The 17,327-nt window shown below is 55.5% G+C and carries 20 protein-coding genes; 3 read left to right on the forward strand and 17 right to left on the reverse strand.

The features are described from left to right. Nucleotides 1-33: 33 nt before the first annotated feature. From socB to ACR0IK_RS09475, 14 genes are all read right to left on the reverse strand, one after another. A complete protein-coding gene (gene socB / locus ACR0IK_RS09410) occupies nt 34-777 on the reverse strand; it encodes a type VI toxin-antitoxin system SocB family DNA replication inhibitor toxin (protein WP_480641284.1) in 744 nt (247 codons plus the stop codon). After that, entirely contained in the window at nt 755-1,303 is a 549-nt protein-coding gene (gene socA, locus ACR0IK_RS09415) for a type VI toxin-antitoxin system SocA family antitoxin (protein WP_480641285.1), read from the reverse strand. The genes socB and socA overlap by 23 nt, the downstream gene beginning before the upstream one ends. Before the next feature lie 109 nt (nt 1,304-1,412). Beyond that, the gene (locus ACR0IK_RS09420) at nt 1,413-2,774 is read right to left on the reverse strand and encodes a hypothetical protein (protein WP_480641286.1); all 1,362 of its coding nucleotides are present in this window, start codon (nt 2,772-2,774) and stop codon (nt 1,413-1,415) included. After that, nucleotides 2,771-3,931, reverse strand: a complete 1,161-nt coding sequence (locus ACR0IK_RS09425) for an AAA family ATPase (protein ID WP_480641287.1) — start codon at nt 3,929-3,931, stop codon at nt 2,771-2,773. Before ACR0IK_RS09425 ends, ACR0IK_RS09420 begins: the two co-directional genes overlap by 4 nt. Next, nucleotides 3,931-5,316 carry a serine/threonine protein kinase gene (locus ACR0IK_RS09430; protein WP_480641288.1) on the reverse strand — a complete coding sequence of 462 codons (1,386 nt, stop codon included), beginning with the start codon at nt 5,314-5,316 and terminating at the stop codon, nt 3,931-3,933. The genes ACR0IK_RS09425 and ACR0IK_RS09430 overlap by 1 nt, the downstream gene beginning before the upstream one ends. Nucleotides 5,317-5,535: 219 nt before the next feature. Beyond that, nucleotides 5,536-5,895 carry a hypothetical protein gene (locus tag ACR0IK_RS09435; protein ID WP_480641289.1) on the reverse strand — a complete coding sequence of 120 codons (360 nt, stop codon included), beginning with the start codon at nt 5,893-5,895 and terminating at the stop codon, nt 5,536-5,538. 39 nt (nt 5,896-5,934) lie between these two features. After that, nucleotides 5,935-6,654 (reverse strand): hypothetical protein, encoded by a 720-nt coding sequence (locus tag ACR0IK_RS09440; protein WP_480641290.1) that lies wholly within the window; start codon nt 6,652-6,654, stop codon nt 5,935-5,937. Continuing rightward, nucleotides 6,651-7,427: a terminase large subunit domain-containing protein gene (locus tag ACR0IK_RS09445; RefSeq protein ID WP_480641291.1), complete on the reverse strand. Its 777-nt coding sequence runs from the start codon at nt 7,425-7,427 to the stop codon at nt 6,651-6,653. Before ACR0IK_RS09445 ends, ACR0IK_RS09440 begins: the two co-directional genes overlap by 4 nt. Next, entirely contained in the window at nt 7,424-7,612 is a 189-nt protein-coding gene (locus tag ACR0IK_RS09450; RefSeq protein ID WP_480641292.1) for a hypothetical protein, read from the reverse strand. The genes ACR0IK_RS09445 and ACR0IK_RS09450 overlap by 4 nt, the downstream gene beginning before the upstream one ends. After that, entirely contained in the window at nt 7,612-8,277 is a 666-nt protein-coding gene (locus ACR0IK_RS09455; RefSeq protein ID WP_480641293.1) for a hypothetical protein, read from the reverse strand. The genes ACR0IK_RS09450 and ACR0IK_RS09455 overlap by 1 nt, the downstream gene beginning before the upstream one ends. Further along, the gene (locus ACR0IK_RS09460) at nt 8,270-8,638 is read right to left on the reverse strand and encodes a hypothetical protein (RefSeq protein WP_480641294.1); all 369 of its coding nucleotides are present in this window, start codon (nt 8,636-8,638) and stop codon (nt 8,270-8,272) included. The genes ACR0IK_RS09455 and ACR0IK_RS09460 overlap by 8 nt, the downstream gene beginning before the upstream one ends. A gap of 105 nt (nt 8,639-8,743) precedes the next feature. Further along, nucleotides 8,744-9,358, reverse strand: a complete 615-nt coding sequence (locus ACR0IK_RS09465; protein WP_480641295.1) for a hypothetical protein — start codon at nt 9,356-9,358, stop codon at nt 8,744-8,746. Next, on the reverse strand, nt 9,358-10,740 hold the full coding sequence (locus tag ACR0IK_RS09470) for a DUF4055 domain-containing protein (protein WP_480641296.1): 1,383 nt from the start codon (nt 10,738-10,740) through the stop codon (nt 9,358-9,360). The genes ACR0IK_RS09465 and ACR0IK_RS09470 overlap by 1 nt, the downstream gene beginning before the upstream one ends. After that, on the reverse strand, nt 10,737-11,012 hold the full coding sequence (locus ACR0IK_RS09475) for a hypothetical protein (RefSeq protein ID WP_480641297.1): 276 nt from the start codon (nt 11,010-11,012) through the stop codon (nt 10,737-10,739). Before ACR0IK_RS09475 ends, ACR0IK_RS09470 begins: the two co-directional genes overlap by 4 nt. 998 nt (nt 11,013-12,010) lie before the next feature. Between ACR0IK_RS09475 and ACR0IK_RS09480 the strand changes: the two genes are divergently transcribed. Further along, nucleotides 12,011-12,181: a hypothetical protein gene (locus ACR0IK_RS09480; RefSeq protein WP_480641298.1), complete on the forward strand. Its 171-nt coding sequence runs from the start codon at nt 12,011-12,013 to the stop codon at nt 12,179-12,181. Here ACR0IK_RS09480 and ACR0IK_RS09485 read toward each other — a convergent pair. The 3 genes from ACR0IK_RS09485 to ACR0IK_RS09495 form a co-directional block, all read right to left on the reverse strand. Continuing rightward, nucleotides 12,144-13,328, reverse strand: a complete 1,185-nt coding sequence (locus ACR0IK_RS09485; protein WP_480641299.1) for a hypothetical protein — start codon at nt 13,326-13,328, stop codon at nt 12,144-12,146. The genes ACR0IK_RS09480 and ACR0IK_RS09485 overlap by 38 nt on opposite strands. After that, on the reverse strand, nt 13,328-13,591 hold the full coding sequence (locus ACR0IK_RS09490; protein WP_480641300.1) for a helix-turn-helix domain-containing protein: 264 nt from the start codon (nt 13,589-13,591) through the stop codon (nt 13,328-13,330). Before ACR0IK_RS09490 ends, ACR0IK_RS09485 begins: the two co-directional genes overlap by 1 nt. Before the next feature lie 109 nt (nt 13,592-13,700). Further along, nucleotides 13,701-14,930, reverse strand: coding sequence for a tyrosine-type recombinase/integrase (locus tag ACR0IK_RS09495; protein WP_480641301.1), 1,230 nt, complete (start codon nt 14,928-14,930; stop codon nt 13,701-13,703). Between the two features lie 381 nt (nt 14,931-15,311). Between ACR0IK_RS09495 and ACR0IK_RS09500 the strand changes: the two genes are divergently transcribed. Continuing rightward, on the forward strand, nt 15,312-16,613 hold the full coding sequence (locus ACR0IK_RS09500; protein WP_480641302.1) for a tyrosine-type recombinase/integrase: 1,302 nt from the start codon (nt 15,312-15,314) through the stop codon (nt 16,611-16,613). Then, nucleotides 16,610-17,269 (forward strand): hypothetical protein, encoded by a 660-nt coding sequence (locus tag ACR0IK_RS09505; RefSeq protein ID WP_480641303.1) that lies wholly within the window; start codon nt 16,610-16,612, stop codon nt 17,267-17,269. Before ACR0IK_RS09500 ends, ACR0IK_RS09505 begins: the two co-directional genes overlap by 4 nt. Nucleotides 17,270-17,327: the final 58 nt, after the last annotated feature.

A 17,327-nucleotide genomic window follows, 5' to 3' on the forward strand; every position in this document is an offset into this window, starting at 1 on the left:
GGCTAGCATTACAAGGATGTCACAAGGGCTGCGCTAAATCAGAGGCCCAGTGCCGGTCGCACGCCCACGCGCCTCGCGCTCACGCTCTTCCAAGACTTCCCGCCACATCTCGTAGGTAGATGCGACCAACAGTTCGAGTTCTTCACGGGTATACAATTCGATACCTTCATCCGTGTGAAGCCGGGCCGCACGACGTCCATCCACAGGGTCTCCAAACTGGGCGATGGTCAACCTAACGTCTGCAAAGTCTTCATCAGCCGCTCGAATCCGCTCGTGCATCATCGAAAACGCAAATCGTCGGCCCTCGGCTGTCAAACCCCGGCTGCGGCGCGGTTCAATGAAAATCGCACTTGCCCGTTCGTCGATTGCCAAGATCATCGGGAGCCAGAAATTCACCTTTCGCCCCATCCCCATTGCAAGCGGAAAGAACTCGTGCTTGCGACCAAAGACACGTCCCGACGTGGCGAGGTCGTGCAGACCGAGAGCAACTCGCCGGTTCATGTCAAACTCGCTGATCTTCCGACCTTGTTTGTCGAGCTTGTCTGGCTTGCACCGCTTTTTCAGCTCAGCTTCGATAACCGACCAAGGAGTTGGATTAGCAACACCCAAATCCAGTTCAGGCTGAACATTGAAAATGTCGTCGATACAGGAACGGACAGGTTTATAAGAAAAAGGCGAAAACCCACCCTTCATCTGCTCCAAACTCCTGCGCTTCATGTCATCGCGTTGAGGCGCGATGCGCGCAAGGTCAATGTCAGGCAAAGGGCGTATCGTCACTGGGCGGTTCTCCTGCTCGAGGACTTGTGTCCACCGACACCTTGTGGTGTTGGAATCGGTCAATGATCACATTATCCGGTATACGCATCCCAAAAGCAACGTTCGTTCTCGCTTTGTCCACGACCACAGACCAAGGAGAATTTTTGGCGTGAGAAAGATCAACAAGCCGACCCGGCGACATGTGCCCATATGACTTCATTACGTCAGACACCAAGTCGACAACGTGCAAATCCGTGGGATTGGGCAGGTCTCGAGTTTTCCCGGTCAAGGGGTCTCTGCCAACAGCGCGGGTCGCAATCGGAGCCGCTCCAGATGACTTGAATGCGCGATACACGGACGGGTGAACAGGGCCGTATTGCCAAGCCTCAAAGTAACCAGACACGAGCGGTTTCTTGGTTTTGGTCAGGTGTATCCCGTGGGCGAAGTACAGGAGCTTTTGCAGGGCCAGGTTCGTAATTCTCAGTCCGCGCCGATCTGCCTCATCTAGCATGAGGTTCGCTATTGATCGTGGATCGTACGCGCTCATCGCATGCCTGCCGTTCCCCAAGTTTCTGATTTGTTCGCACCTTGCACGAGTGCGAGGTGATTTGGCAATAGTGGTTGCGATCCCCCAACGTCACCAAATTCTGGCCTAGCTACCTAGGTTTCCTTGGTCGACTTGCATCATTGTCGAACAGGTCGCGCTGAGTGGGACTGCGCAAATCGCGTAACAATCGACTGGCTCGGTCAAGGAGAAAACTAAGCTCTTCGATCCTCTCGTTCTGGAACTGAATTTTGGCGCTCTGCTGGACCAATTCTTCGTTCTCTCGCTTGGCAGGAGTTCTCCGGAACGGGGCGTGAACAGAACCTAGCAATCCGACGTCTATTGTGCCGCTATGGTCAGTTCTCAGCACGTCGCTTATCAGTGCCTTTTCGCCTATCACTGACAATTCATCGAGTGAAATATCATAGTGAGGCGGGCTGAATACGTCTACGTCTCGGAGTAGGTCTCGAAGCACTCGACGACCTAGACAATTGCTAGCTGTCAGCGCATCAGTTCTCGATTGGAAGGCGGACATCACCCCAAACCACAGCGCCGATTTTGGGAGTTCTCGCGCCAATAGCTCGGTTTGCTGCAATTGTGACATTGAACCGTTTCCCACCATTGAAAGCAGCCCACCGGCAACGAACTCCAGCAATGACTGGTCTGCAGTTGAACCGCGGAACAACACTTCTAAAATGCCGGGCAGTGCTTTAACTCGTTCTTCTCTCGATCCTTTTAGGGTGACCACAGCTTCCTCAGTACCCAACGCTTCCTTTGCAATGGGTAGAAACCAATCTTCAAATGACTGCGACCCATTGAAGAACTCGCCAACGTAACTTGCGACCTTTTTGCGGGGATGCCGACGCGTTGTAGTCGGTTTTGCCCAAACGCCGACACCAATGTCCTCCCAAACTTCCGATACTATGTTTGGCGGTATGGCCAGTTCTCCACTGGAGGTTAGTCTGCGGGATTCGACCCAACGCTTCGATAGCTGCGCCAGTTCGTCTGGCTCAAAGCCTTTCCAAATTGCCGACATAAGTGAGGCAGAAAGTGTGGCTTGAACACCTTGAACAGTTAGATCATTCAGCGAACGTACTTTCCCGCGTGACTGTGCAAAGGCCTCAGCAAATGCAACGGCTACAAGCTTTGAGAAGTTTTCCTTTGATACTCCATCCAAAGATTTAGTGGAAACCACGCGCTCCAATTTTTCGACTGGAACGACTGTGAAGTAAGCGGAGAACGGTTTGAATGCTGAAATGTAAGTGCTAACGAAAGCGAAGAAATCTCGCATTCCATTTTGGTGAACCGATATGATAGGGGTCGCATTTGGCTGCCCATCGCTGTCCCAAACTATCAGGACTCGATCAGGCGCCGTATTCTTGAGAAGCTTGGCTGTGAGCCGTTCTGTCGGCAGTTGATCTTGGTTACCCAGCCACTCGACCAGTTCTTCTCTATCAAGCGAAGCTACCTTCATGCTGCACCTCCACCAAATAGATCATCCAAATTCGGTTCTTTCGTTGGACCTGAACACGCCTGTAGGCCATTTTCAAAATAACCCGGCAGGTCATTTTGATGGTAGACCGCAAGCGACGTCTTGCAGCGAGTGACGGCGGTGTAGGCCATTTTCTTCTGCAGTCGAAATTTCTTGACCAAGTCGGCTGAAATGATGTGCCCAGCCCTAAACTCAAGGCCTTTGGCCCCGTGAATAGTGGTGACTACAACGCGACGATCAGTTGAAAGAGACTCGTAGTCACCATGCTGAACATGGACTTGATCTGCAATGCTAGAAGCCAAAAGAGCCTCGCCCACCGCATCTAGTTCCTCTTTCCGGGGACACAAGACGCCAATATACTCGTCAGAATACGCAGCCAGTTGATCTGGTATCGCATCGAGAGCCTTTTCTATTTGCTCATCGAGCGACAACTCGCCAAAGCACTGAACGGTAGACGGATAGGCCGCTTCGTCATAGTTCGAAGTTGCCTCCATGCCGTCGGCGTGGTCCACAAGCCCATGAATACCGTCTGCCACGCGACATATCTTGAGGCCGTTTCGGTAGTGGTACTTCAAGGTTGTCAAACCAATTCCGTGTTCTTCGAGGAACTGCAGTGCGTCGGCGTCCTCCGACTGGATTCTCTGATTGCGGTCACCAACTGCGAAAAGACGCGGGGTGAAATTTAGCAGCACTTCAAGTTCAGCAGACGTGTAGTCTTGCGCCTCATCCAACAGGATGCAGTCAAACTGGTTCTGCGGCAGCGCTAGGTCGGCCACACTGCGCAGTCCATCTAGAAGCCCGGCTCGTGTTTCCTCAAACCCCTTCCCTTGAGTCTGTGAGACCCCGTTTTCAGCCAGCACGCCACTTCCCCAGCGGACGTATGTCTGTATCTTGTCGCTTGCGAAAGAGTAGTTGCTCGCACCAGAAGCGAGAAACTCCCGCAGCGATCTTGCAAAGGTCAAAACTGCGATATTCTTCAGGCCGCTGGCGTGTAGGTAGGATGCCCTCAGCAGCAGTAGATTGGTCTTTCCACAGCCAGGTGGCCCAACGACAAGATTGTGCCCGTCTGCGGGGAGTGCAATCACTGCCTTCTGCTTTTCGTCGAGTTCGGAGGGGTTTGTCCACCAAGTATCAGCCATCAGTCTTGCCCTTCTGCAGTCTCGCCAAGATCAAGGACCATACATCCGAACTCCCCAACTATCTGTTGTGCTCGATCCATTGCCAAGTACATGCAGGTCTCGATTGCGGAACTTAGATCACCGCCAGACGACAGGCCTTGGTGCAATACCGACCAACTGTCCGGTGCCTTCGCGTCCTCTTGGGTATACACTCCTGCTCCTTCAACCATGATTAGACCCGATGCGGCGTCCAACACCTCAATGCGCAAGTAAATGCGAAGCTTGCCAGCGAGGCTGTGAGAGGCCGATGCGTCAAAGTCTACAATTAGAGTGTGACCGTCGCGGGTAATCGTCGTCGGCGGAAAAGCAGCTTGATTGGCGTTTCGAACGCTTCGCACCTTGACCTTAAGGTGTGAAATCACGTCCTCCAGAAGCGATGCTTGTTGATCACCTGCGTCCGTGGCTTGATCTTGGCTAGATGCTATCGTCAGTGTTCTCTGAGAAACTCTTTTTCGTATTTCTTCTAGTGAATTCTCTTGATTTTTTGGCGGATGAAACGAAGACCAATTTAGTAGTTTGATCCTCAAATCAGGCTGTTTGCTGAGGCACATCTTCGATGTTTCGATCAAATAGCTTGGATAAGATGAACTGGCAACTGTTGGGGTATCTTGCTGAACCGCATTTACAAGGCGAGCGTATGGCTGGGTGCTTTCAGAAAAAATTGGCTTGCGCATAATTAAATCATGTAGCACGGCACCAATTTGGTAGAAAGTCAGAGCGCGCCAACCTTCGATGCTGTCTTCTTCCGTACGCAGCAAGAACTCCGGTGAACTATATTGCAGCGTGCCGACAAAGGCTTGAACCCCGTCTTCATCCGTTACGTCTCCTTGCCCAACCGGCCTTACCACTCCGAAATCCAATAGCATCAGACGCGAAAGGTCATCGACCAGAACAATATTTTCGGGTTTGATGTCTCGGTGTACTAGACCGAGTGTTTCGAGATACTCACAACAACTGGCAAGTTGCGAGACAAGGGTGGGGACGTGTTCAATGGGAACATCTTGCAGGCATTCTTTTAGATTTGGCCCATCCAAATACTGCATCACTAGGTAGTGATTGTTTGTATTACAGTCAAAACCTCCCCCAAGGATTTCGACCATGTTGGCGTGGGATTTTCCAACGAGATCCAATTCCCGCTTTATTCTTGCGATTTGGGCAGCATCGCCATATCTGGCGATCAGTTCATCATCAAACACTTTCACGGCGACCAAATCACCGGTGGTGACATGGTAGCCTTTAAAAACAGCAGCAGATTTTCCGTGATTAATTAACGCGGAGACCTTCCAGTCTTGCAGAATTGTCCCAGAAAGCTTCTCTTCAAGTTCTTGTGCTTTAACTTTATCCATTGCGCCCATCAATAACTACATCGCAGCTACGCACTCGTATCACGCCTGAGCGTCGTTGGAACCCACGAAGACAACCCTGAAGCGTCAACCGGAGCATTCGTGCTGTCAATTGGACGGGTAACGCAGCTTCGCTCATCCACTGCTATGAGAAGTCAGTCGTTCTCCGACCGCAAGTGAAAATGGCCAAAGCCAATGCAGCGAGCAAGACGCGAGCGCGGGTCAAAACGGCGCTTTGCCGTCGTCCTCGTAGTTTGTCGGGTGGCTGTCGGGTTCGGGCCTAGAGGTGTAGCCGTAGTACCGCGCCATTTCCTCTGGGATGTATTCATGAAGGCCGAGCGCAAGGGCTTTCATGATCGTTTCTCGATCCTTCCTCCACTTCGACGTTCGCTTGGATTTCGATTTGTCATGCTCCGCGTTGCCGCCCAAGCCCGCGAGTAGATCAATCTGGACATGTTGGCTGGCCTCGAAAGCCTCGCGCAGCTTATTGACGCGATTGAGCATCGCGATTTTGCGTCGCCTGTCCTCTTCGGGATCGCCTGTCAGACCCCATTTGTTAAAGCGTTTGCTGTCTGGTTCCATACGACGAGCGTCGCACACAACCTAAGCGACAGCAAGGATTCAGGCCCAGCCGTGCAGCCGATACGAACCGCTGAGGGTCGTTTCGAGATGGGTTGCGGACAAGTATGCGAGGGCCGTTGCGATGGCCCGGTCGGCATGGTGGCCTTTTCCACCGCCCTGCAACACGAGATTGCCCGACGATGTGCTGGCGAGTTCAAAGCTGGCGATCTCATTCAGCAGGTCTTGCTTCCCTTCAAGGTCATGGGCGACGGTGAGCGCGCCGGTCTCAAGGCCGACGGCCATGTTCTCCAGAAGCATCGTCTTCGCGATTTTCACGTCCTTGCCGCTGCGGGACATGTTCGCGCCTGCGGTCATGACAACGGCGTGGTGTTCGATCCCTGCATTGTCCAAGGTCGAAGAGAATGGCGCGCCCAAGCCTGATGCGTCGATGGCGAGGGACCAGTGCGGAATCTGGTTCAGACGCTTTACCAAGAAGTCGGCAAGGTCCGTGTAGCTGTAAAGCTGGATCGTCTCTTGAAAGACGACGGTGCATTTGCGCGGGCCAAGTTCCTGCTCGAACCCTCGACCTGTGAATTGCGGGTAACATTCGTCGCGGATCACCACGATTGCAGAAGGGTCGTTGCGCCCCAAATCCATGCCAACGTGATGTTTCAGCCAGCCGTGAACGACCGTGCCATAGGCCGCAGGGTCGGCGTTCGATGGCAGGACAAGACGCCCGTCTTTCAGGAATTCATACTTGGGCGGGTTGTCGGGGGTCATGACAGCTCCAATGCGTTGACGTTCGGGTTGCTTGAGTTTTCGAGCGTGTCCCAAGACAGGAGGGGCGTGCCGGAGCCAACAAACTCGCACAGGTGTTCGCGCCGGAAGGTGGTGTCGGACATGGTGGCTTTGTCGAAGGCGACTTGGGCCGCGCGCCGGGGGATGTCGATGGAGCGCGCCATGATGCGGCGCACCTGTTTGTCACCTGTCCATGTCTCGTAGAAATAGCCGGTGCGCAGGTTCGGCGTGGACAGCAGGAAGATGCGACCTGTCTCGCGCCTCATCGGGAAGAAGGCCGTCAGAGCATCGTCGTCGAGGAAGCACGCCTCGTCCGCGATAATGGTGTCTGCCGTCATCCCGCGCGCCTGATCGGTTGCAGGCACAACGATGATCCGCCCGCCGTGTGACGGGTGCGCCTCAAGTTCCGTTTGCGTCTGGCGCACGATGGGCGGGCAGAACGGATCGGTGTTCTTGAATTCCAGAATCCGGCGGAACAATTCGGTCGATTGCCGCAAGCTGGGGGCTGTCAGGATCACCGTCTTGCCCTGCGAGAAATCATCATACCCGAGACCGCCCGCAGAGGTCGATTTGCCTGACTGCCGACCGCACAAAGCGAGGACCATTCGATCCGCCTCGTCTAAACGCGGATCGGTGGACAGCAGCGTTCGTTGCCAAGGATCAGGCTCACCGATAGCCAGACGGAACCGCTCGACTGGATCGAGGCTGACCGTCAGACCTTGCAGGAAGGACAGAAGGTGCGGGTCGTGGATCATCGGTTTTGCCCCGGCCACCGTGTCGCTGGTTTTAGCATCCGGCGCGCGGCCAATTCGGACAGGAGTTTGACGACAATGGGCGGCGCAGACTCGAACTGTTCGCGCATATCACGCGGGCTTTCGAGATCGACCTTTTCGAGTTGGTTCACGATCCCGACGGCTGCTTTTGCGACTTGGGACGGCATCACGGCCTCCGATCATCGACAAGGACAGGTTCCTGAATGACCCCCATAGCGTCCATCTCGTTCAGAAACTCGTGCTTGGCCGCTGGGTGGTTGTTGAGCACTTTCAGGATGATCGAACGCAACTGGATGAATTGAGGGCTTTCGTTCAGGTTCAGGTGGATGTCCATCTTCTTGTTTAGCTTGCCATGCAGGTCGGCCAGCGACATGAGGCTCTGACGAAGCTCTTTCAGCGCACCCAACTGCATCATGCGGTCTTCGTCACCCTTCGCGGATTCCAGAAGTGCCTTTAGCTCACGAAGAACCCATTTGAGGTCTTTGTCGGTGTCCTCGCCAAACTCGTTGACGATTGCTGCGTGCTGCATTGCCGTTTTGACTTTGGCGTCGTGCATTGCGGTCGCGAGGATCGCCAGTTTTTCCTCTTCGGGGAGTTGGGTGATATACCGCGCAACCGACGTATCGGAAATCCCAAGCTCTTTGCCCGCCTGAAACATCGACATGCGCCCGAGAACGATCTCCCGCGTGTAATGCTCCCGTTTTGCATCCGGGAGCACCGCCATTTTGTGCGGCTGGGTTTTCTTTCGCGGCGTGCCTTTGGGCGGTCCCGGCTTCTTGCGTGGGGTCTCCACCGGCCCCTTTCCGGGCACCAGAGTGACCTTCTTAGTCATTGGCCACGATCTCAAGCGGCACGCCCTGTTTTTCGGCCAGAGCCTTGGCGTCGCGGTATGCCTTCACGTTTCGCGCATCGGACTTCTTGATCTTGATCGAGTCGCCGGGTTTGCGCCCCTGATACACGCCGTTGCCGTCAAGGCGGGCTTTGTACTGGCTTTCAGCGGCAGCGAGCAGCTTGCTGTGGTTGTCGTCCGCTTTCTGCTTCGCGAGCTTGTCCAGAAGCTCGTCGTTCTTGTCCTTGAGACCTTTCATTTGGGTTTCAACGGATTCCGTGATTTGGGGAAGGATCGCCTCTGCGATTTTCGGTGCGAGTGCGGCAATCAGGGCTTCTGCTTGCTTGTAGTTTTCGTCGGCCATTTCTGGTTCCTCGTGATTGGGGCGGGTCATGCCCAACCCGCCCCGTTTCCATCACAAGACCAGAAAGTTGAGCCTAACTCGCGTTCTGTAGATCGAATATCGGTGCTACGCCGCCGCAGCCGCAACCGAAGTATCGGGTAGTCCTCGGTATTCATGGCCGTTCTTCTCGACGGTGCCTTTCTCAATCGCCTTGTTCAGTACGGTGCGGATCACGCCGTCGGAGAATCCAGTTTCGTCAGACAGTTCCTTTACGGTGCGCGGTCGATCCAGAAGCGCCATGACCTTGGGGCGTGCCTCCATGTATCGAACTGCTTTCCGTTTCGGTTCCTTGCGTCGTCGGTCAGGAGGTCGCGCCCGCGCGGCTTTTTCACGCTCCCATAGCTCACGGGCCACTTCGACATGGTTCAGAGAGCCGCGCCCCTCGTAGTGGTCGAGAGCCTTCGTGTCGCCTTCGAGAACGCGGACGACGCGCGCCCGAACGTCGTCACTGTTGAAACCGATGGCGTCGCAAAGCTCAGTTCGCCGCTTCGCCCACGCGCCCGAATGGTCCGTCAGAAACCGCATGGCTTCGTGTCGCGACTTTTTTCCCTCAGCCTGATTGGACGCCAGAGTGGTGGGGCCGAACAGGTCCAAGATCGCACGAGACAGAACTGCAAAGATCAGGAGTTCTTCGGGCGGCGTTCGCGAATTGTGCTGGCCAAAATCGGGGTCGGTGAGCATCACGCAACCCCAGTCATGGGCAGCACGTTATCGTCCTCCTCGATCAGGTCGCGTTCATCGTCGAGTGCGCGGTTCACGTCCATCAGTTCGCCCTTCTTGAGATTCATCAGGAAGGTGTCGTGGGAGATCGCGCCAGCGGTGTATGCCTTGAGCAGGGCTGTGAGAATGGCCGGGTCCATCTGGGCGGTCACGAAGTCACGGTGCAGTTTGAAGACAACATCGTCGGCGGTGCCGGGACGAGTCCACTCAGCGGCAAGGCGCAGGAGTTTCGTCAGACCGCTTTCGACCATGTTGACGCTGCTGTGAAGCAGGGACAATTCGGAGCGGTGGCGCAGACGGGCCGTGTCGGTGGTCTCGTTGCGGCCTTTGCCATCATAGACCATCCTCGCACCAAGCGTTGCCATTTGTGCCGTGAGATCGTCGAGGGCGGTTTTTTGCGCAGCGATGCCTGCGCCCGTGAACTCGAGCATTCCTGCTTGTGCGCCTTGAGGCAGAACCCAGAACGCGCCGCTGCCGATTTGCCTCGGAATGTTCTTCTCATTGATCGACCCGGCGACCCAAGGCGTCGGCTGAGACGTCAGGTAGAGCGACCAGTAATAGTCCGCACTCACGCGCCAGTGCGCGAGGTTGACGTTCACAAGGTCAAGGAACGGCGGCTTTTCAACATCGGCTTTCAGGTTGTAGGGTGACACGATCACCGCCGGAATGTCGAACATTGGCGACCCGTCGATTGTCGGCGTGATGTCTTCACCGACTTGAACCTCTTCGACGGTCTGAATGTCAGGGCCGTTGCGCTGCGATTTGACGTGGTAGCGTTTGACCGTGTAGGCGGGATCAAGTGTCAGGACGAGGTGCTGCTCGACGCCCGTGTCTTCGAGATCGTGGTTGGTTTCGTGCAGACGCAGGTAGGTCAGTTTTTGACGCCCGCCGACAAGTTCCTCTTTCCAGTCCAAGATCGACTCTGCGTCGAAGGTGGAAATGAACGGCGCAGAGCCGGGGGCCGCGCCGTCGGTCGGGTAGTCGAGCAGCATTGCAAACCTGCCAAGGGACATGACTTCGCGCAACGCACTTTCCAGAAGCACGTCGAGCGAATGCCCCTCGAAGGTTGCCGCGTCGCGCATCTCTGCAATCCGTTCGGGCAATTCAAGGACTGGGGCGTTTCGAGTTACCGCACCGACCATGCCGCGCAGAGTGCGCTCGGCGACCGCATAGAAGGAAGACCCCTGCACATAGCGGGTGTATTGGGAGGTGGTCATGCCTTCGGGTTCGGGGAGGTATCGTGCGCCTGCATTTTTCAGCCGGTCTTCGCCCGCGATCACATCGCGGATTTTGTCATAGGCTTGGCGCTGCTCTTGGTAGGTGCGGTGCTTGATCTTGGTCACTTGATGCCTCGCACGATCAGGGGCCAAGGAATGTCGAAGTGGGCCGAATTCGCGACAACGCGGATACGCACGCCGCTGGGCGTTCGATCAGCGATCACGCCCATGAGTTCGGCGCGCGGATGCAGGTCGTCCGATTTGGCGGCGGCGATGATCAGTTGGTGGAGGTCATCAGGGGGCAGCGGCACGTCCATGTGGAAGGCCGTGTGAATGTCTTCGGCCAAGAGGCGGGAGCCGTGAGGCGTCGGCTGGATTGTGACGGATTGGAGAGGCATTCGATTTTCTTTCTCTGTTTGGTTGTCGGCGGACAGGTGCGGGCTATCCGCCGACGTGCGAGCATGGAGAGAACATATCAGGAACGATTAGTGGGCGTTCCCGGAGTTTCAGGTAGCGAACCGCGAAAAGCAGGTGGCGCGTATGGGCGGTTTGCGCTGGCTTGCAGAGCGCATCAGAGACGGGCGGTAGTAGGGTGGCGGGCATCATGGTGGGGCGTATGGGCAAGAACGCGTTGCTGACGCGGTTTCGCTGCGGCTTTGATGCGGTGGCAGGACATAGGGGAAATGTGCCGTGCGGGTGCGGTGGGAAAATCGTGGATTTGTGATCTTCTAAATGCGCCCGGGTCCGGTGATCGGCGGCAGAGAAAGGGGGTGGTCGAGGCTAAATCGACGAAAACCTTGTAACATGCGGTGCGTTACAAGTCGCGAATGCAGAATGATGCTTACAGTTCAATGAGTTGGCGCACTGGACCCACTGATAGCCTATCAGTTGGGCTTGAGAGACGCCTCAAGGGGACGTCTTTCTGACGGGAGACAGGGACGATATTGATCAAGACGATTACCGCTTTACGCGTATGCGATGATCAGGATTGCAAAGCAAAACACCGATTAGATCATACAGCCTTGGACATGATGCACGCGAAAACTATTTATTCTCAACGTGTTACTGCTTTCTTGCGCCACAATCCTGCACGCTCTGATGCACGCCAATTCACCACTAACCTTTTGTAATCATTACAACTGATGCACGTGCTGCACGCCCTGCACGAGTTTTGCTCAACAACGTGAGTTGCAACAACAGCGGTCGACAATGTTGACTGCCGTTGTCGTTTTACGCGCGCACGCGCACGCGCGCTCAAATGCAAACCGCCTGTGCAGTACGCGCATCATCCTTGGACCTATAACCGAGTTATTCCCACCTTGTTCCGTGGTCGGATACCGCTGCACGCCGCCTGTATGATGCCAAGCATCAACCCCAACGGAAAAGGATGACCCGAATGCCTTTTGACTTCCCGCCCACAGTCCACCCCCGCCTTCTGAACCGCATGGCACGCGCAGGCGTGCTCGACGACCCCGCAACCTGTTCCCAATGGCTGCGGGATCGTGTTGACCGCGACAAGCGGCGTCAGATCATGGGTGAATTGTTCGCCGACGCAATCCCCGCCTAAAGGCATTCCTGCGGCGAGCAATCTCCCGCTGCTCGTCGCGTGCCTTTTCGTCGTCGATACCATCCAATCGGCTCTGGAAATCAGCTTCAATCTCAGACCTTGGAATGCCATCAGGTTTCATGACGCGCTCCATAGACGTCATGTTTTCATTTCGAGACTTCCAAGCCCTGTCTATCCATTCATCCCGTTGCGCTTCGAACTGGGCCTTGGTCATACTCGTGACCTGCATTCCGGTTTCCAGTAGATCGCGTTCATCCTGAGACGGCGCGCGCCACCCATCGTCCCAGATTTCTGCAAAGGGTTCGACGTCTTCGACGTGATAGCGATCCCCATACCAATAGAAGCAAACGCGATGCTTCACCTGTTGCCCACCGACTTCTGCAATTTCGATCCCCGCGAACTCCTGACCGTTCCAAGGCTCGACTGGCTCTGAATAGTGATCGGCAACAGGAACGCCCTGCGGCCGCGAATAGGTCAACTCGGCGCGCGCAACGTCGGGCAGCGTCAAAGTCGCATCTGCGAGCACCCAAGCCATGCCGATCTCGTCGTCCGACCGACCGTGCAGCCCTGGATTGCCGACACGGCGACGGAATGCCCCATCGCCCCGCCCAAGTCGAATTTCGTCACCATCGCGCACCCACCATTGATACTCAGGATCGTCATCCGACTCTAACGCACGCACAAGGGCCTGATCGCGATTGAACTGATCGCATACCCGGCGAAGCCGTTCACGCCATTCGCTGAGGCGCTGCTGCACGTCTTCGCGTTGGTTGTCCGAGAACGGTCGCGTGCGCATCGCCTCAAACCGCGACCACTTCATAACCTTGCCGAGTTCAAGGGTTTTGAACCACCAATTCATCGGTGCGTAAGATGTCAGGTCGTCAATCGACTCAGGCGGTTCACACCATGCCCAAGGGTCGGCCCGGATTTCGTCGAACATGACGTCCAAGGCGTTCGCGACTGGTTCAACGACAGGCATACCGCTCAATGCCTTTGACACGGTGCTTTTGTGGATCGGCCCTGTCATGTCGTCGAGACGTTCCCAGTTTTCGGCGAACCATGCCTCGACGCGCTTGTTCTGCCCAAGGAGGAATTGCTTGATGGCGTCGGCTTCTTGAAAAACGACACTGTCTATTTTCTGGGCCATCACCGATTCTCCTCAAGCCATGCGACCACGTCGTCGCGAAGGTATCGCACAATTCGGCAATTGGGCTGTGAATATGACGGTCCAAAACCGTCTTTGCGCCAGCGAAGCATCGTTTCATCCGAAACACCAAGAAACTCGGCGGCTTCGGCGCTGGTCATTACCAGAGGTGGATTTGAACGGATCAAGTCCGTGCGGAGAGAGTCAATTTGTGACGCGATTTGGTCAATGGTCATGATTATAGGTCCTGTGATGGGAACCCACATGACCAACGCGTCTCCCGCTTCCTGAGTGGCAATGCCACTACTCTCACGCGTCGGCCTCACACCTATCCGGGTCACTACCTATAGGCATGGAGGTATTGGTGTTTTCAATTTAGGCGGTGTTTCGGCGCAATTCAACAATGGAAGAAGGTGCTGCCTGAATCCGCTTGCTGATCGCCGCCGCAATCGCATTGGCCGCCGCCTTCTGTTCCTCATACGTCGGTTCGCCATAGTGGCCGAGCATCCGCAGGTCATTGTCGGTCATGGTCTGCTGCGCCAGCCACCTGTGAACGTGACGTGGCGCGACTTCCCGCGCAACGGTCATCCAGAAATGGCGCAAGTCTCCGGGCTTCGTCAGGTTCAAGGCATCCATCTGACCGAGGTGCCCACGGCTATGTCCAACGACGCGGCGCGATGGAAACACCCAATCGCAGTCGTCATACTTGATCTTGGACAGGCTTTGAAACAGCCTGACGGCATCGTCCGAAATTGCGATCACTCGGTCGTAGGTATGCTTACTGCGCCGGAATGTGACCGTGCCCGCCTCAAGGTCAACTTGATCCCATGTCAGCGCGCGAAACGTCTCCTGACGAAACCCGGTGTACCATGTCAGCATCCACCACAGGCGGATGTGCTCATTGCCGACTTGTTCGATTTCGGCCCAGCGATCAGACCACTGGACAGACATGTCGAGCTTACCTGTCTCGACCCGGCTTTTGATTGTGGTGTTGTCGAGCAGCGACGGGATCGGCAATGCAAGGGCGCATAGACGGTTGATGAACCGCACGACCGCACCAGCAACGACCGCCGCTGCTCTGGCCCCATGAGGGCGCGTGAGCTGCAACGTGTTCAGGTATTGGTTGATCTCATGGATCGGCAGTTCATCGACATAGGTATCTGCCCACCGCGTGAAATGCAGGTTGAAGGAATTGCGGTAGTCTCGGGCTGTCTTCTCGACCATCGGAGCCTTGCCCGACGCCCTCTCACTCGTCCGGTGTTCAATGTACTGGTCCAGTGCCTCCGCGAATGTCGGGATGCCAAGCCGCGCTTTGTCAGCCTCACGCTCGTCCTTCGTGTGGACATTTCCCTCCTGAATGTCGAGGAGCGCCGCACCCATCTGCTTCTTGGCCCATGCGCAGTGCATACCCTTGTTTGCCCATTGTCCGAGCTTCACGGCCCGCGTCTTTTGGGCCTTCGGGTCCCACTTGTTGACCCACCAGGTTTTTGCGCCTCCCTTCGTCACGCAAAGGCGCAGCCCCTTAACGTCGGGGTCGGTGAACCATGTGGTCTTGTCCGCCGACAGCGTTTTGAGTGTCGAATCCTTGAACTTGATCTGTGGCATATCGTGTCCTTGTAACGGCATCGTTTTTACAAGGTTCATGTTATGTTCTAACCGCACTCAAACCCAACCACAGTTTCGGGAAGCACCTCAAACTATTGAGGAAACTCCTTATTCTTCCGGTGTTTGACTGGTGTGTCAGTGGTGAGCCGTGCAGGATTCGAACCTGCGACCCACTGATTAAAAGTCAGAAGCACCCATACTCTGCGTCACTATCTACACTTGTCCGCCGTCGTCTGAGGGTGTGCAGAATATGCTATATTTTGCTTGCAGTTCAGGCGCAATTCGTATTGTCCCCCAAGTAAATAGTGTCTACAATTGTCCATGATCGTCTATCAGAATCCAACCCATTTTGTCCCCTATGAGTCCCCTAGAGGCCACCACGTGAAGAAAGAGCTTACCAACGCGCTCCTGATGAAGCTCAAACCCCCGGCTGCTGGGCGGGATGAGATATCCGACACGAAACGCACCGGCCTGCGGTTGAGGGTTTACCCAGCCCGTGCGGTCTGGATGTACGAAAAGCGCGTCAAGGGCGGCGCAAAGCGCAAGCACACTTTTGGGACTTATTGCACATGGTCCCCGACCGGAAAGCGCGAAGATGGTGCGATTGGGCTGGCTGAGGCCCGTGCATTGGCTCTTGAGATAGAAGCTGAGGCCGCGCGGGGGTTTGACCGTGTACTAGAAGCCAAGCAGACCCGCAGGGATCAGGAGCGCGCCGCTGCGACAGCCCAAACCCTTCAGGACGTTTTGAACGTATATGACGAACTGCACCTCTCCACACTGAAAAGGCAGGAAGAGAGAAAGCGGCAACTTGAGGATGCTCTACGTAAACACCTTGCCCAGCCTATTGGTGACCTGACTCGTGCCAGCCTTCAAAAGCCGATTGATGACAAGGCCAAAGAAGGCAAGATGTTCATGGCTAACCGGACAAGGGCGGCTTTGAAGCACTTCACGCGCTGGGCGTGGCGGCGTGAATATTTGGCTGAGGACGTGGGCGACCGGCTCGAACGCGCCACCAAAGAGCAAATCAGGGATCGTGTTCTTAGCCTGGATGAGATTCGCGCAATCTGGAAACAGACCTATGAGCTTGGCGACCTATGGGGACCGCCTGTGCGTGTCCTGCTGTTAACTGTCCAGCGCCGCACTTCAATCAATAACTTGTGTAAGAGCGAACTAGAGCTTTCAAAGTTCCGGTTCAAAAAAGCCATATCGCAGGAAAAGAACGACCGGGGGCACATCACCCACCTATCGGCCCCGGCGCTGGCTGAGATTGAACAGGTTCTAGCTCGCCAAGAGCAAGCCAAGGCAGAGGCCAGCAAAAGTAAAAAAACCGGCAAGGTCCCTGCTACATCAGACTTCCTATTCACCACGACGGGCCGCACCCCGATATCTGGGTGGAGCAAAATGAAAACCCGGCTTGATAAGTTGCTTGGCGATGAGTTTGAGCCGTGGCGGCTACATGATTTCCGAACAGCGTTTGCAACTCACATGGCGGAACGCGGGATATCTGAATCTGTGGTTGACCGGGTATTGAACCACGCGGCCACTGCATCAAAGGCTAGCGCGGTTGCCAGAGTTTACAATCAGGCCGAACTGCTGGCAGAGCGCGCCGTGGCGCTGGACAAATGGGCTGAACTGGTGACGCAGGAAAGCGCGGATGTGGTTGAGATTGGCGGGCGGTCATGAGCGAAAAACCCGCCACGTCGATAGCTGAGGCTGAACTTGATTTTCTCGTCAGCCTCTTTCCTGACACGGACATTGAAGAAGTTCGAGGCAGGTTCAGTGATATATTCGGCGGCAAACCTGTCGGAAATGACCAGAGCATTCAAGCCCGCGAGAATCAGAATGAGTCAGTTGAGGTGGCAATAGCGGCGCTTCAAGTGCTGGTATCGAAATCTGGTGGAGAAGAAATCAGCGGGTTTGAGTTCCGCAGGGCATGCAAGGACATCCCATGCCAGTATAGAGAATACGCCAGTATTGATGAGGGCGGATACTCTCCGGCATCTGACCGGCTTTCACCGGAGAAGGTGAGGGCCGCAATTGATTCTTTTGCGGAGCGCTTATCCATGTCGCGAGTCTGGGACGCGCACAACCCTAGACCGGGCGGGAAAGACAATCACGCATACGGTTTGGCGGAAGCGATTGCCGATGTGTTCGAGGAATTGGGCGAACCGATACTCTCTGGAACTGCGCCGGTAAGGAATGGCAAGGCACGACCGAGTACAAAGTTTGGCAAAGTCGTTCAGCGGGCTTTTAAGTATCACAGCATTGATAGTAACTGGATTGCCCCGCATCGTGCCGTCTCTGCGGCCCGCCGTAAGCGGGCGAAGGCATCGAGCTAATACCAATTCACCCGACGGCCCAAATTTCCATTGGTATTAGCTAATATGCTGTTTTTAA

This window comes from Ruegeria sp. BF7, assembly GCF_056538605.1.